General features: G+C 55.0%; 24 protein-coding genes and 1 tRNA gene. 16 read left to right on the top strand and 9 right to left on the bottom strand.

The window, feature by feature from the left end:
- Nucleotide 1: 1 nt before the first annotated feature.
- From AC4IE8_RS14155 to AC4IE8_RS14145, 3 genes are all read left to right on the top strand, one after another.
- Nucleotides 2-190 carry a zinc-finger domain-containing protein gene (locus AC4IE8_RS14155; RefSeq protein WP_068989283.1) on the top strand — a complete coding sequence of 63 codons (189 nt, stop codon included), beginning with the start codon at nucleotides 2-4 and terminating at the stop codon, nucleotides 188-190.
- 365 nt (nucleotides 191-555) lie between these two features.
- Nucleotides 556-981, top strand: a complete 426-nt coding sequence (locus AC4IE8_RS14150) for a response regulator (protein WP_490791291.1) — start codon at nucleotides 556-558, stop codon at nucleotides 979-981.
- A 3-nt stretch (nucleotides 982-984) separates the two neighbouring features.
- Complete coding sequence (locus tag AC4IE8_RS14145) at nucleotides 985-2682, top strand: putative bifunctional diguanylate cyclase/phosphodiesterase (protein WP_490791290.1); 1698 nt, start codon at nucleotides 985-987, stop codon at nucleotides 2680-2682.
- Here AC4IE8_RS14145 and AC4IE8_RS14140 read toward each other — a convergent pair.
- Both AC4IE8_RS14140 and AC4IE8_RS14135 read right to left on the bottom strand, forming a co-directional pair.
- Nucleotides 2679-4883 (bottom strand): TonB-dependent receptor plug domain-containing protein, encoded by a 2205-nt coding sequence (locus AC4IE8_RS14140; RefSeq protein ID WP_490791289.1) that lies wholly within the window; start codon nucleotides 4881-4883, stop codon nucleotides 2679-2681. The genes AC4IE8_RS14145 and AC4IE8_RS14140 overlap by 4 nt on opposite strands.
- Nucleotides 4880-7057 (bottom strand): TonB-dependent receptor plug domain-containing protein, encoded by a 2178-nt coding sequence (locus AC4IE8_RS14135; RefSeq protein WP_490791288.1) that lies wholly within the window; start codon nucleotides 7055-7057, stop codon nucleotides 4880-4882. The genes AC4IE8_RS14140 and AC4IE8_RS14135 overlap by 4 nt, the downstream gene beginning before the upstream one ends.
- A 187-nt stretch (nucleotides 7058-7244) precedes the next feature.
- Here AC4IE8_RS14135 and AC4IE8_RS14130 point away from each other — a divergent pair, with 187 nt between their 5' ends.
- The 3 genes from AC4IE8_RS14130 to AC4IE8_RS14120 all read left to right on the top strand — a co-directional run bounded on the left by AC4IE8_RS14130 (nucleotide 7245) and on the right by AC4IE8_RS14120 (nucleotide 10650).
- Complete coding sequence (locus AC4IE8_RS14130; RefSeq protein WP_490791287.1) at nucleotides 7245-8849, top strand: sensor histidine kinase; 1605 nt, start codon at nucleotides 7245-7247, stop codon at nucleotides 8847-8849.
- 87 nt (nucleotides 8850-8936) lie between these two features.
- Nucleotides 8937-9734, top strand: a complete 798-nt coding sequence (locus AC4IE8_RS14125) for a PhnD/SsuA/transferrin family substrate-binding protein (RefSeq protein ID WP_068989299.1) — start codon at nucleotides 8937-8939, stop codon at nucleotides 9732-9734.
- On the top strand, nucleotides 9724-10650 hold the full coding sequence (locus AC4IE8_RS14120; protein WP_068989302.1) for an ABC transporter substrate-binding protein: 927 nt from the start codon (nucleotides 9724-9726) through the stop codon (nucleotides 10648-10650). The genes AC4IE8_RS14125 and AC4IE8_RS14120 overlap by 11 nt, the downstream gene beginning before the upstream one ends.
- A 51-nt stretch (nucleotides 10651-10701) precedes the next feature.
- Here the strand turns inward: AC4IE8_RS14120 and AC4IE8_RS14115 are convergent, their stop codons facing one another.
- A complete protein-coding gene (locus AC4IE8_RS14115) occupies nucleotides 10702-10944 on the bottom strand; it encodes a hypothetical protein (protein ID WP_068989304.1) in 243 nt (80 codons plus the stop codon).
- Nucleotides 10945-11154: 210 nt separating this feature from the next.
- On the opposite strand from AC4IE8_RS14115, the gene AC4IE8_RS14110 reads away from it, so the two are divergent.
- The 3 genes from AC4IE8_RS14110 (at nucleotide 11155) to AC4IE8_RS14100 (ending at nucleotide 12980) form a co-directional block, all read left to right on the top strand.
- Nucleotides 11155-11733: a tetratricopeptide repeat protein gene (locus tag AC4IE8_RS14110; protein WP_068989309.1), complete on the top strand. Its 579-nt coding sequence runs from the start codon at nucleotides 11155-11157 to the stop codon at nucleotides 11731-11733.
- Between the two features lie 84 nt (nucleotides 11734-11817).
- A complete protein-coding gene (locus tag AC4IE8_RS14105; protein WP_068989316.1) occupies nucleotides 11818-12636 on the top strand; it encodes an SDR family oxidoreductase in 819 nt (272 codons plus the stop codon).
- 119 nt (nucleotides 12637-12755) lie between these two features.
- The gene (locus tag AC4IE8_RS14100; protein WP_068989319.1) at nucleotides 12756-12980 is read left to right on the top strand and encodes an RND transporter; all 225 of its coding nucleotides are present in this window, start codon (nucleotides 12756-12758) and stop codon (nucleotides 12978-12980) included.
- A 28-nt stretch (nucleotides 12981-13008) separates the two neighbouring features.
- Here the strand turns inward: AC4IE8_RS14100 and AC4IE8_RS14095 are convergent, their stop codons facing one another.
- The 5 genes from AC4IE8_RS14095 to thiS all read right to left on the bottom strand — a co-directional run bounded on the left by AC4IE8_RS14095 (nucleotide 13009) and on the right by thiS (nucleotide 16224).
- Nucleotides 13009-13812 carry an ABC transporter permease gene (locus AC4IE8_RS14095; RefSeq protein WP_068989322.1) on the bottom strand — a complete coding sequence of 268 codons (804 nt, stop codon included), beginning with the start codon at nucleotides 13810-13812 and terminating at the stop codon, nucleotides 13009-13011.
- A complete protein-coding gene (locus AC4IE8_RS14090) occupies nucleotides 13809-14405 on the bottom strand; it encodes an ABC transporter ATP-binding protein (RefSeq protein WP_068989325.1) in 597 nt (198 codons plus the stop codon). Before AC4IE8_RS14090 ends, AC4IE8_RS14095 begins: the two co-directional genes overlap by 4 nt.
- Entirely contained in the window at nucleotides 14405-15097 is a 693-nt protein-coding gene (trmB, locus tag AC4IE8_RS14085) for a tRNA (guanosine(46)-N7)-methyltransferase TrmB (RefSeq protein WP_068989328.1), read from the bottom strand. The genes AC4IE8_RS14090 and trmB overlap by 1 nt, the downstream gene beginning before the upstream one ends.
- A gap of 87 nt (nucleotides 15098-15184) precedes the next feature.
- Nucleotides 15185-15979: a thiazole synthase gene (locus AC4IE8_RS14080; RefSeq protein WP_068989330.1), complete on the bottom strand. Its 795-nt coding sequence runs from the start codon at nucleotides 15977-15979 to the stop codon at nucleotides 15185-15187.
- A 44-nt stretch (nucleotides 15980-16023) separates the two neighbouring features.
- On the bottom strand, nucleotides 16024-16224 hold the full coding sequence (gene thiS, locus AC4IE8_RS14075; RefSeq protein WP_068989333.1) for a sulfur carrier protein ThiS: 201 nt from the start codon (nucleotides 16222-16224) through the stop codon (nucleotides 16024-16026).
- A gap of 129 nt (nucleotides 16225-16353) precedes the next feature.
- On the opposite strand from thiS, the gene AC4IE8_RS14070 reads away from it, so the two are divergent.
- Together AC4IE8_RS14070 and AC4IE8_RS14065 are read left to right on the top strand one after the other, a co-directional pair.
- Nucleotides 16354-18186 (top strand): AMP-dependent synthetase/ligase, encoded by a 1833-nt coding sequence (locus AC4IE8_RS14070; RefSeq protein ID WP_068989336.1) that lies wholly within the window; start codon nucleotides 16354-16356, stop codon nucleotides 18184-18186.
- A 76-nt stretch (nucleotides 18187-18262) separates the two neighbouring features.
- Nucleotides 18263-18336 (top strand) — tRNA-Gly (locus AC4IE8_RS14065).
- A 50-nt stretch (nucleotides 18337-18386) separates the two neighbouring features.
- Here the strand turns inward: AC4IE8_RS14065 and AC4IE8_RS14060 are convergent.
- Nucleotides 18387-18638 (bottom strand): hypothetical protein, encoded by a 252-nt coding sequence (locus AC4IE8_RS14060; protein ID WP_068989339.1) that lies wholly within the window; start codon nucleotides 18636-18638, stop codon nucleotides 18387-18389.
- Nucleotides 18639-18984: 346 nt separating this feature from the next.
- Between AC4IE8_RS14060 and AC4IE8_RS14055 the strand changes: the two genes are divergently transcribed.
- The 5 genes from AC4IE8_RS14055 (at nucleotide 18985) to AC4IE8_RS14035 (ending at nucleotide 23340) form a co-directional block, all read left to right on the top strand.
- Complete coding sequence (locus AC4IE8_RS14055) at nucleotides 18985-19359, top strand: hypothetical protein (protein WP_490791286.1); 375 nt, start codon at nucleotides 18985-18987, stop codon at nucleotides 19357-19359.
- Nucleotides 19360-19478: 119 nt separating this feature from the next.
- Nucleotides 19479-19805, top strand: a complete 327-nt coding sequence (locus AC4IE8_RS14050; protein WP_068991559.1) for a putative signal transducing protein — start codon at nucleotides 19479-19481, stop codon at nucleotides 19803-19805.
- Between the two features lie 3 nt (nucleotides 19806-19808).
- Entirely contained in the window at nucleotides 19809-21953 is a 2145-nt protein-coding gene (locus AC4IE8_RS14045; RefSeq protein WP_490791285.1) for an AsmA family protein, read from the top strand.
- On the top strand, nucleotides 21950-23074 hold the full coding sequence (gene mutY, locus AC4IE8_RS14040) for an A/G-specific adenine glycosylase (RefSeq protein ID WP_490791284.1): 1125 nt from the start codon (nucleotides 21950-21952) through the stop codon (nucleotides 23072-23074). The genes AC4IE8_RS14045 and mutY overlap by 4 nt, the downstream gene beginning before the upstream one ends.
- Entirely contained in the window at nucleotides 23071-23340 is a 270-nt protein-coding gene (locus AC4IE8_RS14035; RefSeq protein ID WP_068989352.1) for an oxidative damage protection protein, read from the top strand. Before mutY ends, AC4IE8_RS14035 begins: the two co-directional genes overlap by 4 nt.
- Nucleotides 23341-23349: the final 9 nt, after the last annotated feature.

Raw genomic sequence — 23349 nt, 5'->3', positions numbered from 1 at the left:
TATGACTCAGGCAGAAACACAATCCACCCAGCAGGAGATACATAAGGTCACCCGTAAGGACCTGCCGCTCTGCTGCCCTCGCCCCGGCGAAACCCTGGCGGCACTCCACCCGCGGGTCTATCTGCCGATTGAAAAGACCGGCAGCGCCACCTGCCCCTATTGCGGCGCCAGGTATCAATTGACTGAATAACTGAGCCTGTTAACCCGGCAACCCAAGATACCGTTGCCAGGTTGATCACGCCTGACAATCCAGAACCTCAGCCAGGTTCGCTTCAACGCCGGCAGGGCAATCAGCTGTTGTCCCATCCGTGTTCAACAATAAACGGCTTTTCTGGTTAACCAATTCACCTTCCATCCATCCAGCTGGCCACCAATCTACAGATTTCCCGGCTACTGGACGATATAGACAGGGATGATTGATCGACATCAGATTCATAGGATGTCTAAATGTCTTAGGTCAATGTCGGCAGCCGAACAAAATGGCACCATTTCCGGTCATGGGGGACCGATACTCTCGGTCTATATGGGTTGTGAATGACCGACTGGACTACGGTTATGAACGAAAATCATATTTTACTGGTTGAAGACAATCCCGATGATGAGCTGCTGGCTTTACGTGCGTTTAAAAAGTCGAACATCAGTCATCGGGTCGAAGTGGCTCGTGATGGTAGTGAAGCGGTAAATTACCTTTTCAGGATGGATGAGAGCCAATCCTTGCCGAAAGTTGTTCTACTGGATCTGCAGTTGCCGAAAATGAGTGGTTTGGATGTATTGAAAGCGATACGTGAATACCCGCGCACCCAATTGTTACCGGTGGTGGTGCTCACCTCATCCGACGAACAGCGGGACATGGTAGAGAGCTACCGGTTGGGAGCCAACAGCTTCATCAGAAAGCCGGTGGATTTCACCCAGTTCACTGATCTGATTCGTCAGTTGATTACCTATTGGATGACGATGAATATGACACCTGAGAATTGCTGACGGATGAACAAGCCGCCACTACGTCTGCTGTTGGCCGAGGACTCGGAAGATGATGCTCTGTTACTGCTGCATCATCTGAAGAAAGATCAATGGACGATTGAGCATCATGTTCGAGTGGACAGTCCGGAGACCCTGGCGCAAGCATTGACCGACCCGTCCTGGGATCTGGTCATCACCGATCACAATATGCCCTCGTTCGACTCGGAAGAGGTGCTGAAGATGGTGAACGACGCGAATGGCGACATTCCGGTGATCATCGTCTCGGGAAGTATTGGTGAAGAGCTGGCGGTTTCGATGATGAAGTGCGGCGCAGCCGACTACATCATGAAGAGCAATCTGACCCGCCTGGGCGCCGCTATCGAGCGGGAGTTACAAGAGGCCAAATCCCGCGAGGCCAGACGTCTGGCGGAAGACCGGTTGCATCACATGGCCTTTCATGACTCCCTGACCAACCTCAAAAACCGACATGAACTGGAGCAGGCGCTGCAAAAGGCCCTGGAAGAGGCGCGTCACGCAAATCAGTCCCACGCCTTCATGTATCTGGACCTGGATCAGTTCAAGGTAGTGAATGATACCTGTGGGCACATGGCTGGTGACGAGCTGCTGCGACAAGTCTCTGCGGTATTGAAAAAAAGGGTGCGGGGGAGTGATCTGCTGGCCCGCCTTGGGGGTGATGAGTTTGGTGTGCTGCTGCTCAACTGTCCCCTCGATCGGGCGGAGCAGCTGGCGAATATTCTCAGGGAGACGGTGGAGGCCTTTCGGTTTATCTGGGAGGGGCGGCCATTCAATACCAGTGTGAGCATTGGCCTGGTCGACATAACACCGATGACCAAGAGTGGAATCGAAGTGCTGAGTAACGCGGATATGGCCTGTTTTGCCGCTAAAAGCCGGGGCCGTAACCGGGTGCATATCTACACCGCTGAAGATGATGAGTTGGCACTGCGACGGGATGAGATGCAGTGGGTCAGCCGGATCAATAGTGCACTGAGCGAGGATCGTTTTCTGCTCTATCAGCAGCCGATTGTACCTTTGGTAGCGGTGGAAGGGCCCTGCCATACTGAGGTGTTGCTGCGTATGCAGGGTCCGGATGGGGAGATCATTTCACCCGGGGCATTCATACCAGCCGCAGAGCGATACGATCTGATGCAGCGGTTGGACCGCTGGGTGGTCAACTCCATATTCACCTATCTGGGAGAGCATAGGCAGGATCGGGATCGGGGACAGCTGTTCTTTATCAACCTGTCTGGGACATCGCTGAGTGATCCCGACTTTTTTGAGTTCATTCGGGAACGAATGAACCGCCTCAAGGTATCGCCCCGATCGATCTGTTTCGAGGTGACCGAGACCGCCGCCATCAACAATCTTGAGATTACTGAGAGTTTTATTCAGGAGATCCGTGAGATGGGGTGTCACTTTGCACTGGATGACTTTGGCGCCGGGCTCAGCTCCTTCTCCTATCTGAAATCCCTGTCGGTGGATTTTCTCAAGGTGGATGGATCATTCGTCAAGCAGGTTGAAGAGGATGAGATGAGCCGGGCGATCGTCGATGCGATTAATACCATCGGCCATGTGGCCGGCCTGAAGACCATCGCCGAATTCGTCGAACGACAACAGACCCGGGAGATGCTGCAGTCGATGGGGGTGGACTTCGCTCAGGGTTACGGGATTCAGAGGCCGCAACCGCTTATCGAACGAAGTTAATCGTAGTTCACCTCGAGCGCCAGCCAATAGGCCCGGCTGTCCATGGGATACTCGTTGATGATGGTTGAACTGGCGGGTTCCGCAATCTCATCGTCCAGCAGATTCCTGATGCCGAATGCCAGATCCACAGCGTCGATCAAGCGATCTTTACGCAGCGTCAGATTGAGCAGATGGTATGCCTCGATATCGTCCCGGTTGTCCCCTTCAGCCCGTTTCTGTTCTCCGACCCAGAACCACTGGCCGTCGAGTGACCAGTTCGGCAAGAGCTGCCAATTGGCCCGGGCGTAGTATTGGAAGCCATGGGAGTTGGCCAGATCCTTGCCGCTGTCACTGTCTTCGCTGTGTTGCCAGGCACCGTTGCTCTGCAGCCGGAGTTGCTGGTTGATCTGCCAGTCGACCTCGAATTCGATACCGTGTCCCCGCTGGTCCCTGGCGTTCTGATTGGTGTTGCTGGCACCACCCTTATCAGGGACCGCCTCGATCAGATCTTTTATCTCATAAACGAACAGATTGCTGGCCATTCTCAGGTCCGGGGTGGGACGCCAATCTATGGCGAACTCCAAGGTGTCGATGGTCTCCGGATCCAGTTCGGTATTGCCCAACTGAACCGGATTGTTCTGTGCATAGAGTTCGGAGAATGAGGGGGGACGGAAGGCCCGGCCATAGAGCAGTTTGGTGGTTAGGTCGTAGCGTGTCTGCCAGACCAGCGCCAGTCTGGGGTTGAATGTGTCACCGAAGTCCGAGTAGCGGTCATAGCGGGCGCCGAGGGTAAGATCCCAATCCCTGGCCAAAGCCCATTCGTCCTGCAGGGAGAGATACCAGAGATCCCGTTTGACGTTTGGGCTGTAGTTATAGGGGGTACCGGTGACGTCGGTCAGGCTGCCATCAACTTCCTGCGGACTTCCGTCGAGCACACCGGGACCAAAGTTCTGTTTCGAGCCGGCCTTGTACTCCATCCTGTCGTAGCCTGCCGAGAGACGAATCAGATGGTGCGCCAGGCCATCATAGACACCAATGATATTGTTACGGTAGATACGGTTGGTCGCCGATGGGTGGCCAATGTAGCCGTCACTGAAAATGGTGACGCCCACCGGATTGTTGAAATCCAGGTTACCGTCAGCGCCGATCGGCAGGGTGGCGCCTGGCGGGAAGAGATTGAACCTGCTGACATAATCGGCGTAGTTGTAGTTAAAGCGAAGCTCCAGATTCCAGTCCGGGTGAAGCTCCTGGTTCTGGTAGAGCAGATCGAGGTTGTAGAGATCCTTGTCGTGTGAACCATCGCCATCCAGCACCGGAGCGGCACCCACGCCGACACCGGCATCCCGTTGCCTTATTCCCCAGAGGCGGGCAGTCCACTCAGCCTTGTGCAGGCCGAGGTGGAAATTGATAAGACGCTGATCCAGATTCATGGCGCCAGGGGCCTGGGAGGCCTGGGTGCCGAAGCTCTCATCGAGGGTGGTTTGCAGATCCTGCTGAATGATCCGCTGGTCATCGGTCTCCTGCTTCAACGCCTCGATGCTGGCAACCAGATCCCAGCCCTGATGATTGCCGCCATACTGCAGCCAGCCACTGCTGGTATCGAACGACTCATGGCGGTAGCCGGCGCGGGTGCCACCGATCTCCTGGCCATCCTTGGTGATGATATTGATCGTGCCGGCAAAGGCATCGGCGCCATGGATCGCAGAGCCAGGACCCCTGACCACCTCGATCCTGGAGATCATCTCCACCGGCATCTCAAAGCGGTGGCCGAGATTGCCGTTCCACAGGTCCTTGATCGGCGCGCCGTTGATCAACACCAGAACTTGCGGATTCAGCGCGGTGGTGATCCCGCGAATGTTAATGTTGGTAATCAACGGGCCGAAGTTGCTTGAGGGGGTGACATGGAGTCCGGGTACCGTCTCCAATACTTCATACAGACTCCTCGCCCCCATCTCCCGGATCTCCTGCTTGCTGATGACACTCGTCACCGAAGGGGCCAGAAACACCGGTTTGGCGCTGCCGGTAGCCGTCACCAGCTCGGCGTCGGTGCGGTAGTAGTCCTCTTCACCTGGTCCGCTGAACAGGCTTTCAGCCTCACTCATCTGCTGATCGGTGATCACAGGGGGATTGGCCATGGCAGCAAAAGTAAACAGCAGTGGAAAGAGAGTGACGAAGGAGAGTCTTTTAAACCGATGCGTTAACGGAATAGCGGAGTGCGTCATAGATTGATTTGCAATTCTGCCCAGATCTCGCGTCCATTCATCGGGTAGTCATCGGGGATTACGGAGGTGCTCGGTTCCCGCGCATCCTCATCGAACAGGTTACGCACCGCGAGGGCCAGGTCCAGGTGTTCGAATAGGGCCTGCCGGCGCAGTGTCAGATTGGTGATTGAGTAGTCGTCAATCTCATTGCGGTTATCGCCACTGGCCCGTTCCCGTTGGCCTATCCAGAACCATTGGGCATTGATCGACCAGTCCGGCATAAAGGTCCAATCAGCTGCGAAATGGGCCTGCAGGCCGGGCGCGTTCGGTACCGGGTCGCCGGTCTGTTTGTCTTCAGACTCCTGCCAGGCCATATTCGACGTCAGCCTCAGGCTGTCAGTAACCTGCCAATCTCCCTCGAGCTCAAGCCCGCGACCTTTCTGATCCCGGGCGTTTTGCGAGGTGCTGGTTGCTTCACCCTCATCCGGTTCAAATGCGATCAGACCTTCAATATCGTAGACGAACAGATTGGCGGCGATCCGCAGATCGGCTGTTGGTCGATAGTCGAATACCAGTTCCAGGGTGTCCAGGGTGGCCGGATCCAGGTCCGGATTGCCTAAGCCGATCGGGTTGTTCTGTGCGTGCATGTTGGCGAAGCTGGGCGCCCGGAATGCCCGTCCGTAAAGCAACTTTGTGGTCATGTCGTAGCGGGTTTGCCAGACCAGGGCGGCTCTGGGATTGAATGTCCCACCAAAATCGGAATAGCGGTCGTAGCGGGCGCCAAGGGTCAATTCCCAGTTTTTTGCAAAGCTCCACTCATCCTGGGCGGAGAGATACCAGAGGCGACGCTCCACATCCGGCATGAAGATTCTGGGGTCATCGGTGAGATCGGTCAGCGTCCCATCGACCACTGTCTGAGTACCGTCGAGTACCCCTGGCCCCCAGTTTTGATAGGCTTTGAACACCACATCTGTCACTCGATACCCCAAAGCCAGTCGAAGATGATGTTGGGGGAAGCCATCATACAAGGCTGTGGTCTCAGCGCTGTATTGGTTTTGGGTGCGTGTAGGAAAACCGATATAGCCATCGGTAAACAGGGTGAGCCCAGCGGGATTGGTAAAATTGAGGTTGCCGTCACTGCCGATCGGTAACAAGGCGCCGGGCGGGAATAGTTGCAGGTTGGTGGCCGTCTTGAGATAGAGATAGCTGAGACTGAAGTCGAACTGCCAATTGTTTAGCCATTCATCGTCGCTGTGTGTGACACCTGCCTGAAAAACATCGTTTTGCAATTCGTTTCCGTCAGCCAATGCATTCGCAAGTCCAGCATAGGATCCACCATCTCTCTCCTGCCATCCCCAAAGATAGATCTGCCAATCGGGGCGGTTGAAACTGAAGTAGGCGTTAATCAGATCATACTTCGTATCCATTGCTTTGGGTGTGATAGAGGCGTTGGTAGCAAAGCTTTGGTCCAGCAATGATTGAAAATCCTCTTCAATGATGCGTTCGTCGTCACCCTCCGATTTCATCCTGTCCAGGGTCATGGCGATGTCCCAGCCCTGATAAGCTCCGCCATGCAGCGCCCAGACGTCCTTACGGGAAAAGGAGCCGCCACGGTAACCGCCCTGTGACCCGGCAATCTCCTGTCCATCCTTGGTGATCACATTGACGCTGCCGGCAAAGGCGTCAGCACCATGAACTGCTGATCCCGGTCCTCTGATCACCTCAATCCGGGAGATCATGCTAACCGGTATCTGCAGGTGATTTGGACGCCCTCCCTGCAGCATATCCTGGACCGACTGCCCATTGATCAACAGCAGAACATGAGGATTATCGTTGGTGTGAACGCCACGGATCGACCACTGTTTCTGGTAGTTGGGTGATAGTGACATGTAGACATGCAAACCAGGCACGGTCTCCAGAACTTCATCCAGCGTGGTGGCGCCCATCGCCTTGATCTCTTCCTTGGTGATCACACTGGCGACGGAAGGTGCCAGGAATACCGGCTTGGCACTGCCGGTGGCGCTCACCAGAACGGCATCGGTTCTGTAGTAGTCCTCTTCAACCGGTCCGCTGAACAGACGTTCCGCCTCCTCCATCTGCTGGTCCGTGATGAGCGAAGTCTCGTTTGCCTGGGGGGCAAGCGGGTAGCTTAAGATGAGTATTGGGATGAGGCTCTTGCAGGAAGTGCGTGGCATTTTGATTGTCTGTTTGTTCCTATCATTACTCTGCATCATCTCCCCTCAGGGGATCGTGATTCGAGGTTGATATCAACGGTCAAATCTATAATGAAAGATGTAAACCTAGGAGGGTGATTGAGAAAAATCAAGAGAAAACGCATTCTTAGCTGACATAAAGCAATGTGCTATCTAAACTTGGGCCTCTATGGGACTTAAAAGTATTCGATATCATGCCGGCAAACTGCCTTCGATCCGGGTCTATCTGGTGTCGATGAATCTGGCATTGCTGCTGCTTTTTATGGCGATCAGTCTGCTGTTCTGGCAGCAGATTAACAACTTCTACCAAACTGAACAGGCAGAGGATATCGCCTCGATTCATGATGCCATGCAGGCCCGTAGCGCTTCACTGGTCCGCAGTATGGCCCTCAGCGCCAACCAGGCGATCACCGGATACGATTTCAGCTTTCTGATCAACCTGATGAAACAGGTCACCGATGGTGATCAGGATATTCAGTACTGCAAGGTACTCAGCAATCTGGGTCAGGTGGTGGCTCACAACCGGGTTGATCGGGTCGGAAGTCTACCGGACACCCCGGTCGATAAGCAGGCATTGGCCTTGTTGGAAAATGAGTTCATTGATGATCAGGTAACGGATTTTTCGATTCAGATCATCGACACGCCGAGCGCTGTTGAGACTCAGAGTCAGATGATGCAGGTCGTAACACCGGTATTCAATGGTCAGGAGCTGTGGGGCATTTTGTATTGTGGCATCTCATTGGAGAGTGTGCAGGAGAGTATCATTGAGCGGACTGCAGAATGGGATCATGAGATCACCCGGATCTGGGTTTTCTATATCAGCGTAGCGGCCATCTTCATCCTGTTCGGTTTTATGATTTCACTGTTTATCACCAGGCGTCTGCTGAAGGCGGTCGACCAGCTCGACGCCGGTGTCAAGGAGGTCTCTGCCGGTGATCTTAACTACCGCCTGAGTATGCAGGGGTTGATGTGTGCAGAGTTCGGCACCTTTGCCACCTCCTTCAACCGCATGGCCAGCAATCTTGAAAGCTCACATCGGGCACTGGATGATTACAATCGTTCACTGGAGTACAAGGTCGAGGAGAGGACCACCGAACTGGCTCGAAGCAACAAAGAGCTTGAAGCGTTCAACTACTCGGTATCCCACGATCTGCGAGCCCCATTGCGCAGTATTGAAGGATTCAGCCAGGTGCTTTCAGAAGAGTATCAGGCGCGTCTCGATGAGACTGGGCTTGATTACCTGAGTCGGGTCAGAGCCGCGGCATCCCGAATGGGTGTGTTGATCGACGATATGTTGAGGCTCTCAAGGCTCGGGCGACAGGCGATGCAGGTCGGTGAGGTCGGTTTGAGTGAACTGGCCAATGTCACCCTCAGTATGCTGGTAGAGAGTGAGCCGGAGCGTGAGGTGAGTTTCCAGGTTGAGCCCGGCTTGATGGTCCAGGGTGACCGCCAGTTGCTGGGTATCGCTCTGGATAATCTGATCGGTAATGCCTGGAAGTACACCAGTCGTCGTGAAAAAGCTGAAATTCTATTCGGTAAAGCTGTAAAGGAGGGCAAATCCTGCTACTTTGTACAGGATAATGGCGCCGGATTCGATATGCGTTATGCCGACAAACTGTTCGGTGCATTTCAACGGTTGCATAAAAACAGTGATTTTGAAGGGACTGGCATTGGACTGGCGACTGTCGCCAGGATCATTCATCGACATGGTGGTTCCGTGTGGGCGGAGTCCGAGGTGGATGCCGGCACAACTTTTTACTTCCAACTGCCTTAGGGCCTGTTTACACGAATTCCAGCAGGGCCGATTGGGTTCGTGTAAACAGGTCCTGGGGTTGATTACGGCTCCCAGGGAGCAGACTGATTGCATAACCTGAAACGATTAAACCTGGTGTGGTGGCTGTTATGGCTGTACCTGCTGATCGTGCCTGGTCAAGTGGCCGGGGATGATGGGTTGCGTTTCTATTACTTCAATCCCGACTCGCCACAGAATAACCTCGGCCGCCTGAAGAGCGATATGGAGTTTTTGCTGGAAGGCTTTGATACGGCCATTGAGTTCCAGCCATTTGCTCATTTGACCGATTTTGATGCGCGTGTGCGGAGTGACCGGCCAGCCTTTGTGTTTGCCCCTCACTGGTACCTGAAGCGTCATGCGGATGAGATTCGCTTTAGGCCGCTCCTGCAGTCTGTGCGCCAACAGCAGAATAGCTATCGAAAATTATTGGTCGCCAGACTTGGCCGTGATAGTGAGATCAACAGACCCGAGCGTCTGACCCTGGCCATGACCAGTCTTGGTCCGGGTTCAAAATTGATACTGGCAAGTATGCTGAACCCGGATAGCTTTGTGGCTTTCGACAAACTGAGTATTGTGGAAGTGCCTAAAGACGCTGATGCGATCTTTGCAGCGGCATTGGGACAGGTTGATGTGGCCCTGGTGTCCCAAGCCAATATGAAGCTGTTTCGAAAAATAAATCCCAGACTAATCGATTCATTAGAAGTCATCAGTGAATCGACACCAATTGATATGCCTGTACTGGGCTATATCGATGGGGTTGTGACAAAGGAACAAGCGGCTGCACTCAAAGAATTTATGTTTTCTTCCCAAAACAGTACTGTCATGCGAACACTTCAGATCGAAGGCTGGAGCAGTCATGAAAGATAGATTTCTGCTGATATTTATCTTGCTGCTGTTGACCCAGCCAGTCTGCTCGGCCGAACAGAAGATAGCTGTGCTGCTATCGGATTCGGAGGCCGTTTACCAGCAACCCCTGGGTGAGTTTAAGGCGAAAGTGAAACAGCCGATCGAGGTCTTCAATCTCCAGGGGGATATCCAACAGGCGCCACAAGTGCTGGGCCAAGTGATGTCGTCAAATCCTTCATTGATCGTGGCGTTTGGCGCCAAGGCGGCCTATTTTGCCAAAGCCGCGACCCAGAACAGCCAGCAGGTGCCGGTGATATTCGCCATGGTGCTGAACTGGGAGCGTTATCGCCTGTTGGAGGGGCAGGAGAATCTGGCCGGCATCAACGCCGAGGTCTCACCAGGTACCCAGTTACTCTCAATGAATCTGTTGTTTCCGGATATCAACCGATTAGGGGTGATCTACAGCAAGTCCCACAGTGCTACGAGCGTTCGGGAAGCAAAGGGTGCCGCAGAACTGGTGGGTATCGAGATCAGTGCCAGGCCGATTGAACGGGCGAAAGAGCTGAAACAGGCCTATCGCAGGCTGGCCGGTGAGGTCGATGCGATCTGGTTGCCGACAGATCCGGTGCTCTACACCCTGGAAAATATCCACTGGCTGAAACGGCAGTGTGTCAAGGACCGACTGATCTGTATTGGTCAGTCGGACAACGTGGTCAAGCTTGGACTGTTGTTGGCCGTCAATCCCGATATCCCGAGTATTGGCGGACAGGCGGCTGCCCTGGCGACACAGATACTCTCTCTGGGCGTCAAGCCGACACAGATCGGTGTGCAGGATCCGTTGGGCACTCGTCTGACCCTGAATGCCAAAACAGCCAGTAAGATCGGTGTGAAGCTGGCGGAAGATGTACTGATTCTGGCCGACGAAGTGATTGAGTGATTCTTCTATTGCTCCCCAGGCATACTCAGACGCCCGGTTGAAAGCAGCAGATCAGCGGCGAAAGTCGGAGACCGGATGGACACTGACTTCCCCATCTTGCTCCAGAGTGCCGATCTGGTCACCTGTCGGATTTGTCACCACGATGGTGATCTCCTGAAACAGGGGGCGACGGATGAATTTCACCCGCCAGCCAAAGCTTTCGATTTTCTGTAGCGTGTTCTGTTGCCACTGATTGAGCAGTTCCGCGAAGTTGTCCGGAACCGGTGATATGCCTGTGCGTTTTTCCCTGGCCATGCGATCTATTCCCTTAGGCTGTGATGTTTCAAGCTTCCTGTTGACACTACGATTTCGATGGTCTGATTTTAATTCTTTTTGATTTGATGTACAAAACTTAAGGGCATCCCGGTTGACAGAGAGCTGGCTCAGAGCGCAGTCTTGGGCCCTGAACGCTTTACAGAGCGTTAGGATAACGATCGACTTAACAAAACTAAGATATTGACAGATATGCCAAAATTCAGTGTACTCACATGGTTGGTTATCATCGTTGCGCAGATTACGTATGGCCTGATGGTTTATGCAATCACCCGAAGCTACTATGAACAGAGACCGGTAGTTGCCGCGACACCCGCGCCTTCCACTCCGGTTGCCCCCCATCCGATGCCCAATCCCAACCCGACGGGTTTAACCCCTGGAATGGGCTATACCCCGACGATCGAGGATCTCAAGGAGGAGGATCCCGAGCTGATCGCAAGACTGGCGGATAGTTATTTCGCGCAGAAAAACTACTCACAGGCAATCGAGCTCTACGAACGTGCTTTGACCATCGATCCCAAGAATGTTGAAACCTATAACGATCTGGGCCTGGCGTTGTTTTATACCGGCCAGAACGAACAAGCGGTCGATATCCTGTTGGCCGGGATTCAGCAGGATGGGGAGTTTCAACGCATCCGCCTCTCATTGGGATTCATCCTGGCCCAGATCGGTGATAAAGAGGGGGCTGCGGCCGCCTTCAATAAAGCGATCGAATTGGGCGCTGACAACAGCGTCGGTATTGAGGCGAAACGTATGTTGGGTGAGCTTTAGGATTTTCCCTCGATCAGCAGCGCTGGGATCGGTATCAAAATAAATATCATAAAATTGGATTGATAACGGATCCTGGAGGTGGCTATGGCGCAGCAGATCGACTTCTCCGGACAGTCGGTATTGGTGGTTGGCGGAACCAGCGGTATCAACCTGGGCATCGCTGAAGCATTCGTCGCAAATGGGGCGAGGGTTGCGGTGATTGGCCGTTCCAGGGAGCGGATGGAGAGCGCCCTGTCACGTCTTTCAGCATCTGGGGGGGAGGCCATTGGCCGCTGTGCCGATGTGCGGGATCTGTCGGCTGTGGAACAGGTTATCGGCGAGATCAGCGATCACTTCGGTGGTATCGATGTGCTGGTCTCCGGTGCAGCCGGTAACTTTCCGGCCAGCGCGCTGGATATGCCTCCGGCAGGCTTCTCCGCTGTGGTCGATATCGATCTGTTGGGCACCTATCATGTTCTGCGCACAGCCTATGCCTACCTGACAAAACCGGGTGCTTCGGTGATCAATATTTCAGCCCCTCAGGCCTACATACCCATGCCGTTGCAGCTGCATGTCTGCGCGGCCAAGGCAGGGGTGGATATGGTGACCCGGGTTCTGGCCATGGAGTGGGGTGAGTCCGGGGTGAGAGTCAATTCGATCGTACCCGGTCCGATTGCCGACACCGAAGGGATGAAACGCCTGGCGCCCACCACGGAAGCGAGAGAAATGATCACCGACTCCGTGCCTCTGAAGCGGCTGGGAAAAGCCGGGGATGTGGCCAATCTGGCACTGTTTCTCGCCTCACCGATGGCCAGCTATATCACCGGAGCGGTCATGCCGGTGGATGGGGGCTGGTCTCTGGGTGGTCTGAGCGCCATGGCGGTGGAGCTGCAGCGACACTTCAAACCTGGCGGTCGGGACTGAAAGACGCATTGAAATCGGTAATAATGATGCAGCAGTTTGCCCGGGTCCGAATCCGTATCAGGTAAAAATGGGAGCGGCTGCCTTATTGGCTGGTGTTGAAGTAGAGGAAACAAAACGAGATGTTCAATTGGCTTGACCGCATTCCCATGCATATGATCGTACTGCCTGCGCTACTGCTTGGGCTGGCGCCGTTCGTACCTGAGCCTCATTTGTGGGAGAAGCTGAAGATGCTGATGGCCGGTACTCTGCATCGCCCGATCGATATCTTCGACCTGCTGATGCACGGTACGCCGGTGATTCTGCTGGCGATCAAGGTGTTCCGCGGGGAACGGGAGCCTGAATAGGGTCTCGAGGGGGCTGTTGCTCGGCGAGTCAGGCGCGCTTTTTACCCAAACGGTCGAGTCGTAGACGCTCCCGGTCATCGAACAGCCGCTTGGCGCCAATCCATACCGCCGCCGTGGCGCCGAAACCGGTTCCCGCTGCAATCAGCAGCATGATCAGAATCTGGTACTTAGAGGCTTCCATCGGTGGCGTGCCGGCGAGGATCTGGCCGGTCATCATACCGGGCAGGCTGACAATGCCGGCTGCAGCCATCGCATTGATGATCGGAATCAGGCCACTGCGCAGGGCATTGCGGCGAATATCCCGGATGGCTTGATCCCAGGAGTGTCCAAGGATCAGGCGGGCCTCGATCTCCTGGCGTCTCTGCCAGGCGTTCTGGGTCAGGTTGTCCAGGGCGATGGCAATCCCTGACATGGTGTTGCCCAGCATCATGCCGAGCAACGGAATCAGATACTGCACCGAATACCAGGGCTCTGCCTGGATGATCACGGTCAAGGCGAGGATGGTGACACTGAAGGATGAGATGAACATCGAGAGGGTGCCCACGCCAAACCCCCAGATGCCGCTGAAACGGCGCTGCTGTCTGGCCATTACCTCATATCCGGCGACAAACAACATGAACATCGCCAGTGCGCTGATCAGCAGCGGGTGGGACTGAACAAACAGAAATTTCAATACCAGGCCGAGCAGACTGAGCTGAATCACGGTTCTCAGGGCGGCAATCAGCAGCTTGCCCTCGATTCCCAGGGAGAGCCGCAGTGAGATCAGTGCCAGCGCCACCACCAGGGTTGCGGCGATGGCCAGATCGAGGGGGGTCAGCAGGATCAGGTTCAAGGGGCCTTCCTCAGTCGCCCCGACTCGATCAGCCAGCTGTGGTCACTGACCCGTTTTCGCTGTTGCGGATCGTGGGTGACCCAGAGAACAGCTACCTGGTGCTGTTCTCGCCAGTCGGCGATCAGTGCTTCGACTTTGGCGGTATTGGCCTGATCCAGATTGGCCGTGGCTTCATCCAGCAGCAGAACCTGGGGTTGGTTACTCAGCAGTCGGATCAGCGAGAGTCGCTGGCGTTCACCGCTGGAGAGGCGGCTGACCTCCCAGTTGATCGCATCACTGGGTAGCTCCAGGCGCTCGAACAATTCTGCCTGCGGTTGTTTGAAGTGGTCGCCGACCCGTTCCAGCCACCAGCCGCTTTCGGCCAGCAGCAGACCCACTTTGCTGCGCCACTGGGGGGCGCTGAAAGTCGATCGCTCCTGATTGTTGAGAGAAACTTCTCCCTGGGCCGGATCAAGGTCGGCCAGCGCCCGTAACAGGCGGGTTTTGCCCGATCCTGATGGGCCGCTGAGAGTCTGGCATTCACCCGCCCGCAGATGCAGGTCGATCGGCTCCAACAGTGGCGCATGGAACTGCTTCAGGGTCAGGCTGCCCATTAGGCAAGTCGCTCGAACAGCAGATCCCAGACCCCATGGCCAAGGCGTTCACCACGCTGTTCGAATTTGGTCAGTGGCCGGGTTTCCGGGCGGGGAGAGAAGTTTCCCTCACCGGCCTGATTGTTGAACCCCGGATGGGCTGACAATACGTTCATCATTTGCCGGGCGTAATCTTCCCAGTCGGTTGCCATGTGCAGAATGCCGCCAGGGATCAGCGCCCGGTGGACCAGTTCGGCAAACTCATCCTGCACAATGCGCCGTTTGTTGTGTTTGCGTTTATGCCAGGGATCGGGGAAGTAGAGCAGCACCCGTTGCAGGGAGCCGGGTTGAAGGTGGTGGCGCAGCAGCTCCATGGCGTCGTGCTTGAGGATGCGGACGTTGCTGAGTTGATACTGCTGCAACTGAATCATCAGATGACCAACCCCAGGACCATGCACCTCGATTCCGAGAAAGTTTTGCTCCGGTTGTTTCTGTGCCAGTTGGCGCAGGCTCTCACCATTACCGAAACCGATCTCCAGGGTGACCGGTTGTGTTTGCTCGAACGGTCCGGAGAGATCGAGTTGATCACCATCGAGCTCCACACCATAGCGGGGCCAGAGGGCCTCGTAGGCCTTTTGCTGGCCTTCGGTCATGCGACCCTGGCGCAGCACATAGCTGCGTATCGGACGTGACTTTTGGTCAGATTGGGGCATAAGTGGGTCTGGTTGCTATTCTGCTGGCGAACGGGTGCGACGTTGCCGCACCAGAGTCTGCCGGTTTCTGACGTGGAAACATATCCGCTAGAAAAACAGTCCGTCCGTTGGGGATGAGGCTGAAGCAAAACGCTTCGCCGGCATGCGACCTGCGAGATAAGCCTCCCGACCCGCCTGGATACCCTTCTTCATCGCCGAGGCCATCAACACCGGGTTCTGGGCCGCGGCAATGGCGGTATTCATCAACACCCCGTCACAACCCAGCTCCATGGCAACAGCCGCATCGGATGCGGTACCCACCCCGGCATCGACCAGAATCGGCACCTTGGCATTTTCAACGATGGTGCGGATGTTGAGGCGATTGCGTACCCCAAGGCCGGAGCCGATTGGCGCCGCAAGGGGCATCACGGCTGCACAACCCAACTCTTCGAGTCGCTTGGCCATGATCGGATCATCGTTGGTGTAGACCATCACATCAAAATCCTCTTTGATCAGAACCTCGGCCGCTTCCAGGGTCTGCACCACGTCGGGAAACAGGGTCTGCTCATCGCCGAGCACTTCGAGTTTGACCAGATTGTGGCCATCCAGCAGTTCCCGGGCGAGACGGCAGGTACGGATGGCCGTTTTCGCATCGTAGCAACCGGCAGTGTTGGGTAGATAGGTGTATTCGCTCGGCGGCAGGGTCTCCAGGATATTCGGCTCATCCTGGTTCTGGCCGATATTGGTGCGCCTTACCGCAATGGTGACGATCTCCGCACCACTGGCGTCGATTGCCGCGCGGGTCTCCGCCATATCCTTGTATTTGCCGGTTCCCACCAAGAGTCGGGATGTAAATGCGCGCCCGGCGACGCTAAAGCTGTCTGTCTGGTTTTCGTTTGACATCGGATTCTATCTGTAGAAGTTGAAATAAAAAGTCTGTCTGCAACTCAACCGCCGCCAACCGCATGGATGATCTCAATGCGGTCCTGGTCGTTGAGGAGATGACCACTGAAAGTCGTGCGCGGAACCAGCTCCTCATTGACCTCGACGGCAATGCGCTGGTCAGTCAAATCGAGCATTTCAATCAATCCGGCCATATCCAGTGAGTCAGGGATTTGCTTTTCCAAGCCGTTTAAGTAAATCTGCATCTCATATGATCTCTGTCAGGAGTAGAGTCAGGTTCAGTTTTTGGATTCTACCTCAACTCAAGGAGACAACCTACGCAAAGGACAAAATGATAACAGCCCCGGATCTGACAGAGCCAAGCAAAGGGGTGGATGCAGGAGAGAAAAGTGGATTGGAGTGAAGACCTCATACCCTTGGATCAAGCAGGAACCCTGGATGGGCTCTTTTTCCAGCGGGTGCGTCGCACACCGGATGCGATTGCCTACCGAAATTACGACCGTACCCAAAAACAGTGGTATGAGTTGAGCTGGGATGACATGGCCCGGCATGTGGCCCGCTGGCGCCAGGCGCTGAGTGGCGAAGATCTGGAGCCAGGTGACCGGGTGGCGGTACTGCTGCGCAACAGTCCCGAATGGGTGATGTTCGATCAGGCCGCCCTCTCTCTGGGATTGGTGGTGGTGCCCCTGTATACCGATGATCGGGCGGATGCGATCGCCTACATCCTCAAGGATGCCGCCGTAAAACTGTTGCTTGTTCAGGATACCGGGCGCTGGAACCGGATGGCGGATGCGGTGGAGGAGTTGCCCGACCTGCAGCGGGTGGTGGTACTGGAGACGGCCAGGCAGCCGGATCCGGGAGAGGATGACCTGGTGCGGGAAGCCAGTAACTGGTTGCCGCCCCGTGGTGAGGCGTTGCAAAAGCGCAAGGCGGATCCCCACACACTCGCCTCGATTGTCTATACATCCGGCACCACCGGGCGACCCAAAGGGGTGATGTTGAGTCACTACAACATGCTCTCCATTGCCCACGCCTCGGTGACGGTGGTGGATTGCTATCAGCAGGACAGCTTTCTCTCGTTTCTGCCCCTCTCGCATACCCTGGAGCGGACTGGGGGATACTATCTGCCGATGATGGCGGGTGCTTCGGTCTCATTCGCCCGCTCCATCCCGCAACTGGCGGAAGATCTGCAAACCATTCAACCCACGGCGATTATTGCCGTTCCGAGGATTTTTGAACGGGTCTATGCCCGGGTTCAGGACCAGCTGAAACATAAACCGGCTTTTGCCCGGATGCTGTTTCAGATGGCGTTGTCGGTTGGTTTTAAGGAGTTCGAATATCGCATGGGACGCCAGCGCTGGTTTCCCGGCCTGTTGCTCTATCCATTGCTGCGGCATCTGGTGTCGGCAAAGATTCTCGACAAGCTGGGTGGCCGGTTACGGGTCGCTGTGAGTGGTGGGGCCGCCATCTCACCGGAGATTGCAAAAGTATTCCTTGGTCTGGGATTGCCGATGCTGCAGGGTTACGGCCTGACAGAAACCAGTCCGGTGATCAGCGTCAATCCTATGGATAACATCAAGCCGGAGAGTGTCGGCGTACCGCTGCGCGGGGTAACCACCAAGATCGGCGAAGATGATGAGTTGCTGGTAAAAACCCCAGGCATGATGCTCGGCTACTGGAACAATCATGCGGCCACAGCTGCGATGATCGACCCACAGGGCTGGCTGCATACCGGCGACCAGGCCCGTATCGATGAAGATGGCCATATCCATATTACCGGTCGAATCAAGGATATTCTGGTGCTCTCCAACGGGGAGAAGATTCCACCATCGGATATGGAGATGGCGATTGCGCTGGATCCAGTGGTGGAGCAGGCGATGGTGGTGGGTGAGGGCAAGCCCTATCTGGGCGCACTGGTGGTGCTCAATCCGGATCTTTGGGGTGGTCTGGCCGAGGAGTTTGACCTGGATTCCTCGAATCAGGAGAGTTTGAATGACGAAAAGATTCAGGGTGTTTTTCTGAAGCGCATACGAGGTGCGCTGAAGGATTTTCCAGGCTACGCCAAGATCAGGCGGGTTGCCGTGTTACTGGAGCCCTGGAGTATTGAGAACGGTCTGATGACGCCGACCATGAAGATCAAACGGCAGAAAGTTACCGAGCATCATCGGGATCTGATCGAAACCCTCTACAAAGGTGGGCCGGTGTGATGTGCCGATGGCGTGGCCCTGTCCAGGTGGCAATTTGAGTCGGGGCTGGTGTAGGATTCCCAGACGGCTTTACACTGCGGGTGTAGTTCAATGGTAGAACTGTAGCTTCCCAAGCTACTAACGTGGGTTCGATTCCCATCACCCGCTCCAATCACCCTCTCTCCGGCCGGTCGCTGCAGATCCTTTATTCAGGGGGCTGACTATTTCAAGCAGGCCTTTTTATGTCTTTCAATCACCGCATGGCGACGTTGGGGTTTGCCTTTCAGGGCTTCGATCTGCTGCTGCAGCTGCTGGCATTTCTCAGCCTCGCTCAGCTGTTTTGGCGGTGGCTCGGTAAACGGATGTGCTTTGGGTTTGAACATCACTGACTCTCCCCGTTCGGCGATGGCGCTGGAGAGCGGCAGTAGGAGCAGTGTCAGTAGCAGCATCAATAGGGTTGGATGGTGTTTCATATTCTCTCTGTTGTACCGTGTTAATCATCTTCTGATCAGTTTTGCGGGCGCAAGACGTATTGGATTTCGTGTTAACCGACCCAAGCTTGATCCGGCTACAAGGTCCATATAATGGACTCAATGTATCACTAAATTTACACAATGTTACACAGTCAATGTGGGGATATTCTCTTGTATGTCTTGATAGCATGTATGATTTAAGCTATCCGGGAAAGCTTGACAGTAACCGGCTTGACTACCGTTCGTCTCTGAAGCCGGCTGTCAGCTGAATCAATTTAGACACCGCTTGGCCCGTCGGATCAATTATGGCTGGGCCCAAGACGAAGTGGAACTGCAGGGGGTGCTCGTGAGAACAATCAAAAACCTGGTCGTCATCATCATCTTGATGGCACTAACAGCAACGGCTTCTGCGTTGGGATTGCGATTGGAGGAATCCACGCCGATCAAGTACTTTAGCAAAGAGGATTGGAGTCAGGCCAAACAGGTGGTGAAAACGGCTCTTGAACAGGGCAAACCGGATGAAACCTTTGACTGGCATAATGAGTCTACCGGTCATAGTGGCTCCTACACGGTATTGCGTTCAGTGGAGATCGATGGGCGGAGCTGCCGCGACCTGCTGATAAAACATAAGGCTGGACCGGCCAACGCCCGTGGTGATTATCGTTTCTGCCAGATGCAGAACGGTGAGTGGAAGACCATGGGTAGGGCGCCCTCCAAGTGAGTCTTCAGGTGGCCGGTTGTGAATTCTTAACGCTATGTTTTTAAATGAAAATATATCGATTGCATGGGAGTGTTACAGGTCTGGATTGATGCTGCTTGAACTGATGGTATGTGGCAAAGATGATTGAACTTTTTCAAGCGCAGGATCGGATTGAGGCGCAGATGCTGAAGGATTATCTGCAGGATCAGGGAATCGAAACAGTGATACTCAACGACCACCTCAGTGGCGCACTGGGTGAACTACCGGCTAATATATTCCCAACGCTTTGGTTATTGGAAGACCAGGACCTGAGCAAGGCCAGGAAACTGAAACAGCAGTTTTTAAATCTGCATGCCCCGAAGGCCGCCGCATGGCGCTGTCCGGCCTGTGGTGAACAGATCGATGGCGGATATGAGATTTGTTGGAATTGTTCCACCCCTGGCCCAAAAGATAACAATAAGGAGTAGAGGATGGGTAAGACCCTGAAAGTGTTAGGCTGGTTGGTCGGGATGGTCGTAGTGCTGGTTATCGCAGCTATCATCCTGATACCAATGTTTGTCGATCCCAATGATCACAAAGATCGCATTGTTGCCGAAGTGAAACGGGCCACGGGCAGAGATTTGACCATCAGCGGCGATATCGGCCTGTCTGTATTTCCCCGCTTGGCACTGGAACTGAACGGCCTGACCTTGAGTAATGCACCTGGCTTCAACGGTTCTGAATTCGCTTCGGTCAAACACGCCTCGGTAAGTGTCAACCTGCTGCCCCTGTTGTTCAAGCAGCTGCTCGAGGTTGATACGGTTCAGGTGGATGGGGTCAGGCTGAATCTGGCGAAAAGCGAAAACGGCACAACCAACTGGGAGGATATGGCCGGTGGCAAGGCTACAGGGAAGAAGCCGGGGTCGGCTCCAGAGACTGGCGAGTCCGGAGACATGGGCCTGCTCGCTTTCACCATTGGTGGCCTGAATATCAACCAGGCGAGTGTTGCCTGGGACGATCAGTCCACCGGTGAACGCTACAGTGTGGACAATATCCAGCTGGAGACAGGCGAGGTGGCGCCGGGCGAGCCGGTGGATCTGAAGTTCAGCCTCTCGGCCGACAGCCAGAAGCCGGCAATGAATGGCAAGCTCTCCATGACCACCCAGCTGGTGGTAAATCCCGACAGCCAGTCGATCGGTATGGATGATCTGGATCTTGACGTTGAGGTGAGCGGTGAGGGTTTACCCAAAAAGGGGGTGGCCATTTCACTGCAGTCGGATGTGGCGCTCAATATGAGCAGCGGCACTCTGGATATCCAGGATCTCAGTCTGGAATCGGGAAACCTCAAACTGACCGGCCGTCTGGAAGGTCTCGATATCCAGAACAGTCCCAGTATGAAGGGAGAGCTTCGTCTGGCTGAATTCAACCTGAGGGAGTGGATGGAGCAGTTCGGTATGACTGCACCGGAAACCGCCGATGAGACCGTGCTGGAGAAACTACAGTTTTCCACCAGCTTTGTCGCCAATCCCGAACAGTTGCAACTGAGCGACCTGGTGGCGACCCTGGATCAGACCAACCTGAGGGGTAAATTTGAAATTGTCGATTTTGCCGATCCCACCTATCTGTTCAATCTGGATGTAAACAGCATCAATCTGGATCGCTATCTTCCCCCATCCAATGAACAGACATCACCACCGGCCGGCCGTCCGGGTAAACAGAAAGGGGGCAAAGAGGAGCCCCTGTTTCCCACCGAGATGTTAAGAAAGTTGAAACTCAACGGCACCATCCGGATCGACAACCTGACCATCAACAATCTCCACTCCGAAGCGATTCTGGTGAAGCTCAGAAGCCGGGATGGCAAGCTCAGTGTGGATCATGAGATCGGCCGGTTTTACGATGGCCTGCTGAAGGGGGATATGGAGCTGGACGTGAAGGGCGCCAAGCCCCGTTTGAAGCTGAATCAGTCGATATCGAGAATATTGTCAGGGCCCCTGCTGAAAGACCTGACCGGGGAGGATACCCTGCTGGGCAGTGGTGATCTGGAGATGGCGCTGACCAGCCAGGGGGAGACCGTCAGTCAGCTCAAGAGATGGTTGAATGGAGATGTTTCATTCGACTTTCGTGATGGGGCTGTGAAGGGATTCAATCTGGCGAAAATGATCCGTGATACCAAAGCCCGCCTGAGCGGTGAGCCGATCCCGATATTGAATGAGCCGGAGCAGACCGATTTTTCCGAGCTGACCGGAGTGGCCAAGATCGTCAACGGAGTGGTCAACAATCAACGCCTGTATGCCAAGTCCCCCTATATCCGGCTGGAAGGTAGCGGTAAAGCCTATCTGCTTGAGGAGCGGCTCAAATATACAATCCGACCGGTCATCGTGAATACCTCGACCGGGCAGGGCGGCAAGGCCCTGGAGGATCTGAAAGGCATTCCAATTCCGGTGAAGATCAAAGGCAACTGGAATGATCCCGAGTTCTCGATACAGCTCTCCAAAATTCTCGAAGAGCAGCAGAAGGCCAAGCTGAAAAAGAAACTCGACGACAAGATCGACGAGAAGGTCAGCGAGGAGCTGGAAGAGAAGCTGCCCGAAGAGCTGCAGGATCAGTTGAAGGACAAGCTGAAAAACCTGCTTTGAGTAACACGCCCCCAGCGACTCTACCCGACAGCGCGGCGAGCGGCAGATTCGCCAAGCAGGTTCTCGGCTGGTTCGCTCTACATGGCCGTAAGCACCTCCCCTGGCAGAATCCCCGGGATCCCTATCGGGTATGGATCTCCGAGATCATGCTGCAACAGACCCAGGTCACCACGGTGATCGACTACTTCAATCGCTTCGTGGAGACTTTTCCCGAACTCAAATCTCTGGCCGAGGCGGATTCAGATCTGGTCATGCACCACTGGTCCGGGCTGGGTTATTACGCCCGGGCGCGTAATCTTCACCGCTGTGCTCAACTGGTGATGGCCGAACACCAGGGCAATCTGCCGGAGGACCTTGAAAGTCTGCAATCTCTGCCCGGTATCGGCCGTTCCACTGCCGGAGCAATCCGCTCACTGGCGTTTGGGCAGTATGCATCGATACTGGACGGCAATGTGAAACGGGTACTGGCCCGCCACTATGCCGTCGAAGGCTGGCCGGGGGAGACGGCGGTATTGAAACGGTTGTGGCAACTGAGCGAGCATTTGACTCCGCAGCGTCACTGCGCCGATTACAATCAGGCCATGATGGATCTGGGTGCGATGGTTTGTGTTCGCACAAAACCCCTCTGCGAAGCCTGCCCGTTGGTACAGAGCTGTGTGGCCAGAGCGCGGGGAGAGATCGATCGGTATCCTGGTAAAAAGGTCAAATCGAGTAAGCCGGTACGTTCAGCGCAACTGCTGGTGGTGCTGGATGACGCTGACAATATTCTGCTGCAGAAACGGCCGCCCAGTGGCATCTGGGGTGGTTTGTGGAGTCTGCCGGAGTGCCCGGCAGAACAGCGCGGAGAGCACTGGTGCCAAGTCAATCTGGGGTTGCAGGTGAAGCCGCTCTCCCAAATGAGTCTCCGTCGTCACACATTCAGCCACTTCCACCTGGATATCACTCCGGTTCTGCTGAAAATGGAAAAACCACTTAAAGCGGTCATGGATGAGAATTCCCTGGTTTGGTATAACCTGTCGCAACCTGAGGATCTCGGACTGGCAGCGCCGGTGTCGACAATCCTGCAACAGATCGATCCAAAGATTCCGATTGCCGAAAACAATGAAGGAGAGGCCAGATGAGCCGTACAGTAGAATGTGTCAGATTGAAACGAGAGGCCGAAGGGCTGGATCGCCTGCCCTATCCCGGGGAACTGGGCCAGCGGATTTTCGATAATGTCTCCAAAGAGGCCTGGCAGGAGTGGTTGCGGCATCAGACCATGCTGATCAATGAAAACCGGCTGAGCCCGGTGGATCCCAAGGCAAGAAAGTTTCTCGAAGAGCAGATGGAGCAGTTCTTTTTCGGCGAAGGATCGGAGCTGCCCCCGGATTACAAACCCCGCGCCTGAACAACCCTC

The organism is Candidatus Thiodiazotropha sp. AKAK2 (assembly GCF_058244685.1).
The sequence above is the reverse complement of the archived record's forward strand: the minus strand, read 5'-3'. Positions and strand labels throughout refer to the sequence as shown.

What these genes read in the sequence shown, in the direction of transcription:
- AC4IE8_RS14155 (WP_068989283.1), top strand. Translation starts at nt 2, where the DNA reads ATGACTCAGGCAGAAACACAATCCACCCAGCAGGAGATACATAAGGTC.
- AC4IE8_RS14150 (WP_490791291.1), top strand. Translation starts at nt 556, where the DNA reads ATGAACGAAAATCATATTTTACTGGTTGAAGACAATCCCGATGATGAG.
- AC4IE8_RS14145 (WP_490791290.1), top strand. Translation starts at nt 985, where the DNA reads ATGAACAAGCCGCCACTACGTCTGCTGTTGGCCGAGGACTCGGAAGAT.
- AC4IE8_RS14140 (WP_490791289.1), bottom strand. Translation starts at nt 4,883, where the DNA reads ATGACGCACTCCGCTATTCCGTTAACGCATCGGTTTAAAAGACTCTCC.
- AC4IE8_RS14135 (WP_490791288.1), bottom strand. Translation starts at nt 7,057, where the DNA reads ATGCCACGCACTTCCTGCAAGAGCCTCATCCCAATACTCATCTTAAGC.
- AC4IE8_RS14130 (WP_490791287.1), top strand. Translation starts at nt 7,245, where the DNA reads ATGGGACTTAAAAGTATTCGATATCATGCCGGCAAACTGCCTTCGATC.
- AC4IE8_RS14120 (WP_068989302.1), top strand. Translation starts at nt 9,724, where the DNA reads ATGAAAGATAGATTTCTGCTGATATTTATCTTGCTGCTGTTGACCCAG.
- AC4IE8_RS14115 (WP_068989304.1), bottom strand. Translation starts at nt 10,944, where the DNA reads ATGGCCAGGGAAAAACGCACAGGCATATCACCGGTTCCGGACAACTTC.
- AC4IE8_RS14110 (WP_068989309.1), top strand. Translation starts at nt 11,155, where the DNA reads ATGCCAAAATTCAGTGTACTCACATGGTTGGTTATCATCGTTGCGCAG.
- AC4IE8_RS14105 (WP_068989316.1), top strand. Translation starts at nt 11,818, where the DNA reads ATGGCGCAGCAGATCGACTTCTCCGGACAGTCGGTATTGGTGGTTGGC.
- AC4IE8_RS14100 (WP_068989319.1), top strand. Translation starts at nt 12,756, where the DNA reads ATGTTCAATTGGCTTGACCGCATTCCCATGCATATGATCGTACTGCCT.
- AC4IE8_RS14090 (WP_068989325.1), bottom strand. Translation starts at nt 14,405, where the DNA reads ATGGGCAGCCTGACCCTGAAGCAGTTCCATGCGCCACTGTTGGAGCCG.
- trmB (WP_068989328.1), bottom strand. Translation starts at nt 15,097, where the DNA reads ATGCCCCAATCTGACCAAAAGTCACGTCCGATACGCAGCTATGTGCTG.
- AC4IE8_RS14080 (WP_068989330.1), bottom strand. Translation starts at nt 15,979, where the DNA reads ATGTCAAACGAAAACCAGACAGACAGCTTTAGCGTCGCCGGGCGCGCA.
- thiS (WP_068989333.1), bottom strand. Translation starts at nt 16,224, where the DNA reads ATGCAGATTTACTTAAACGGCTTGGAAAAGCAAATCCCTGACTCACTG.
- AC4IE8_RS14070 (WP_068989336.1), top strand. Translation starts at nt 16,354, where the DNA reads ATGCAGGAGAGAAAAGTGGATTGGAGTGAAGACCTCATACCCTTGGAT.
- AC4IE8_RS14060 (WP_068989339.1), bottom strand. Translation starts at nt 18,638, where the DNA reads ATGAAACACCATCCAACCCTATTGATGCTGCTACTGACACTGCTCCTA.
- AC4IE8_RS14050 (WP_068991559.1), top strand. Translation starts at nt 19,479, where the DNA reads ATGATTGAACTTTTTCAAGCGCAGGATCGGATTGAGGCGCAGATGCTG.
- AC4IE8_RS14045 (WP_490791285.1), top strand. Translation starts at nt 19,809, where the DNA reads ATGGGTAAGACCCTGAAAGTGTTAGGCTGGTTGGTCGGGATGGTCGTA.
- AC4IE8_RS14035 (WP_068989352.1), top strand. Translation starts at nt 23,071, where the DNA reads ATGAGCCGTACAGTAGAATGTGTCAGATTGAAACGAGAGGCCGAAGGG.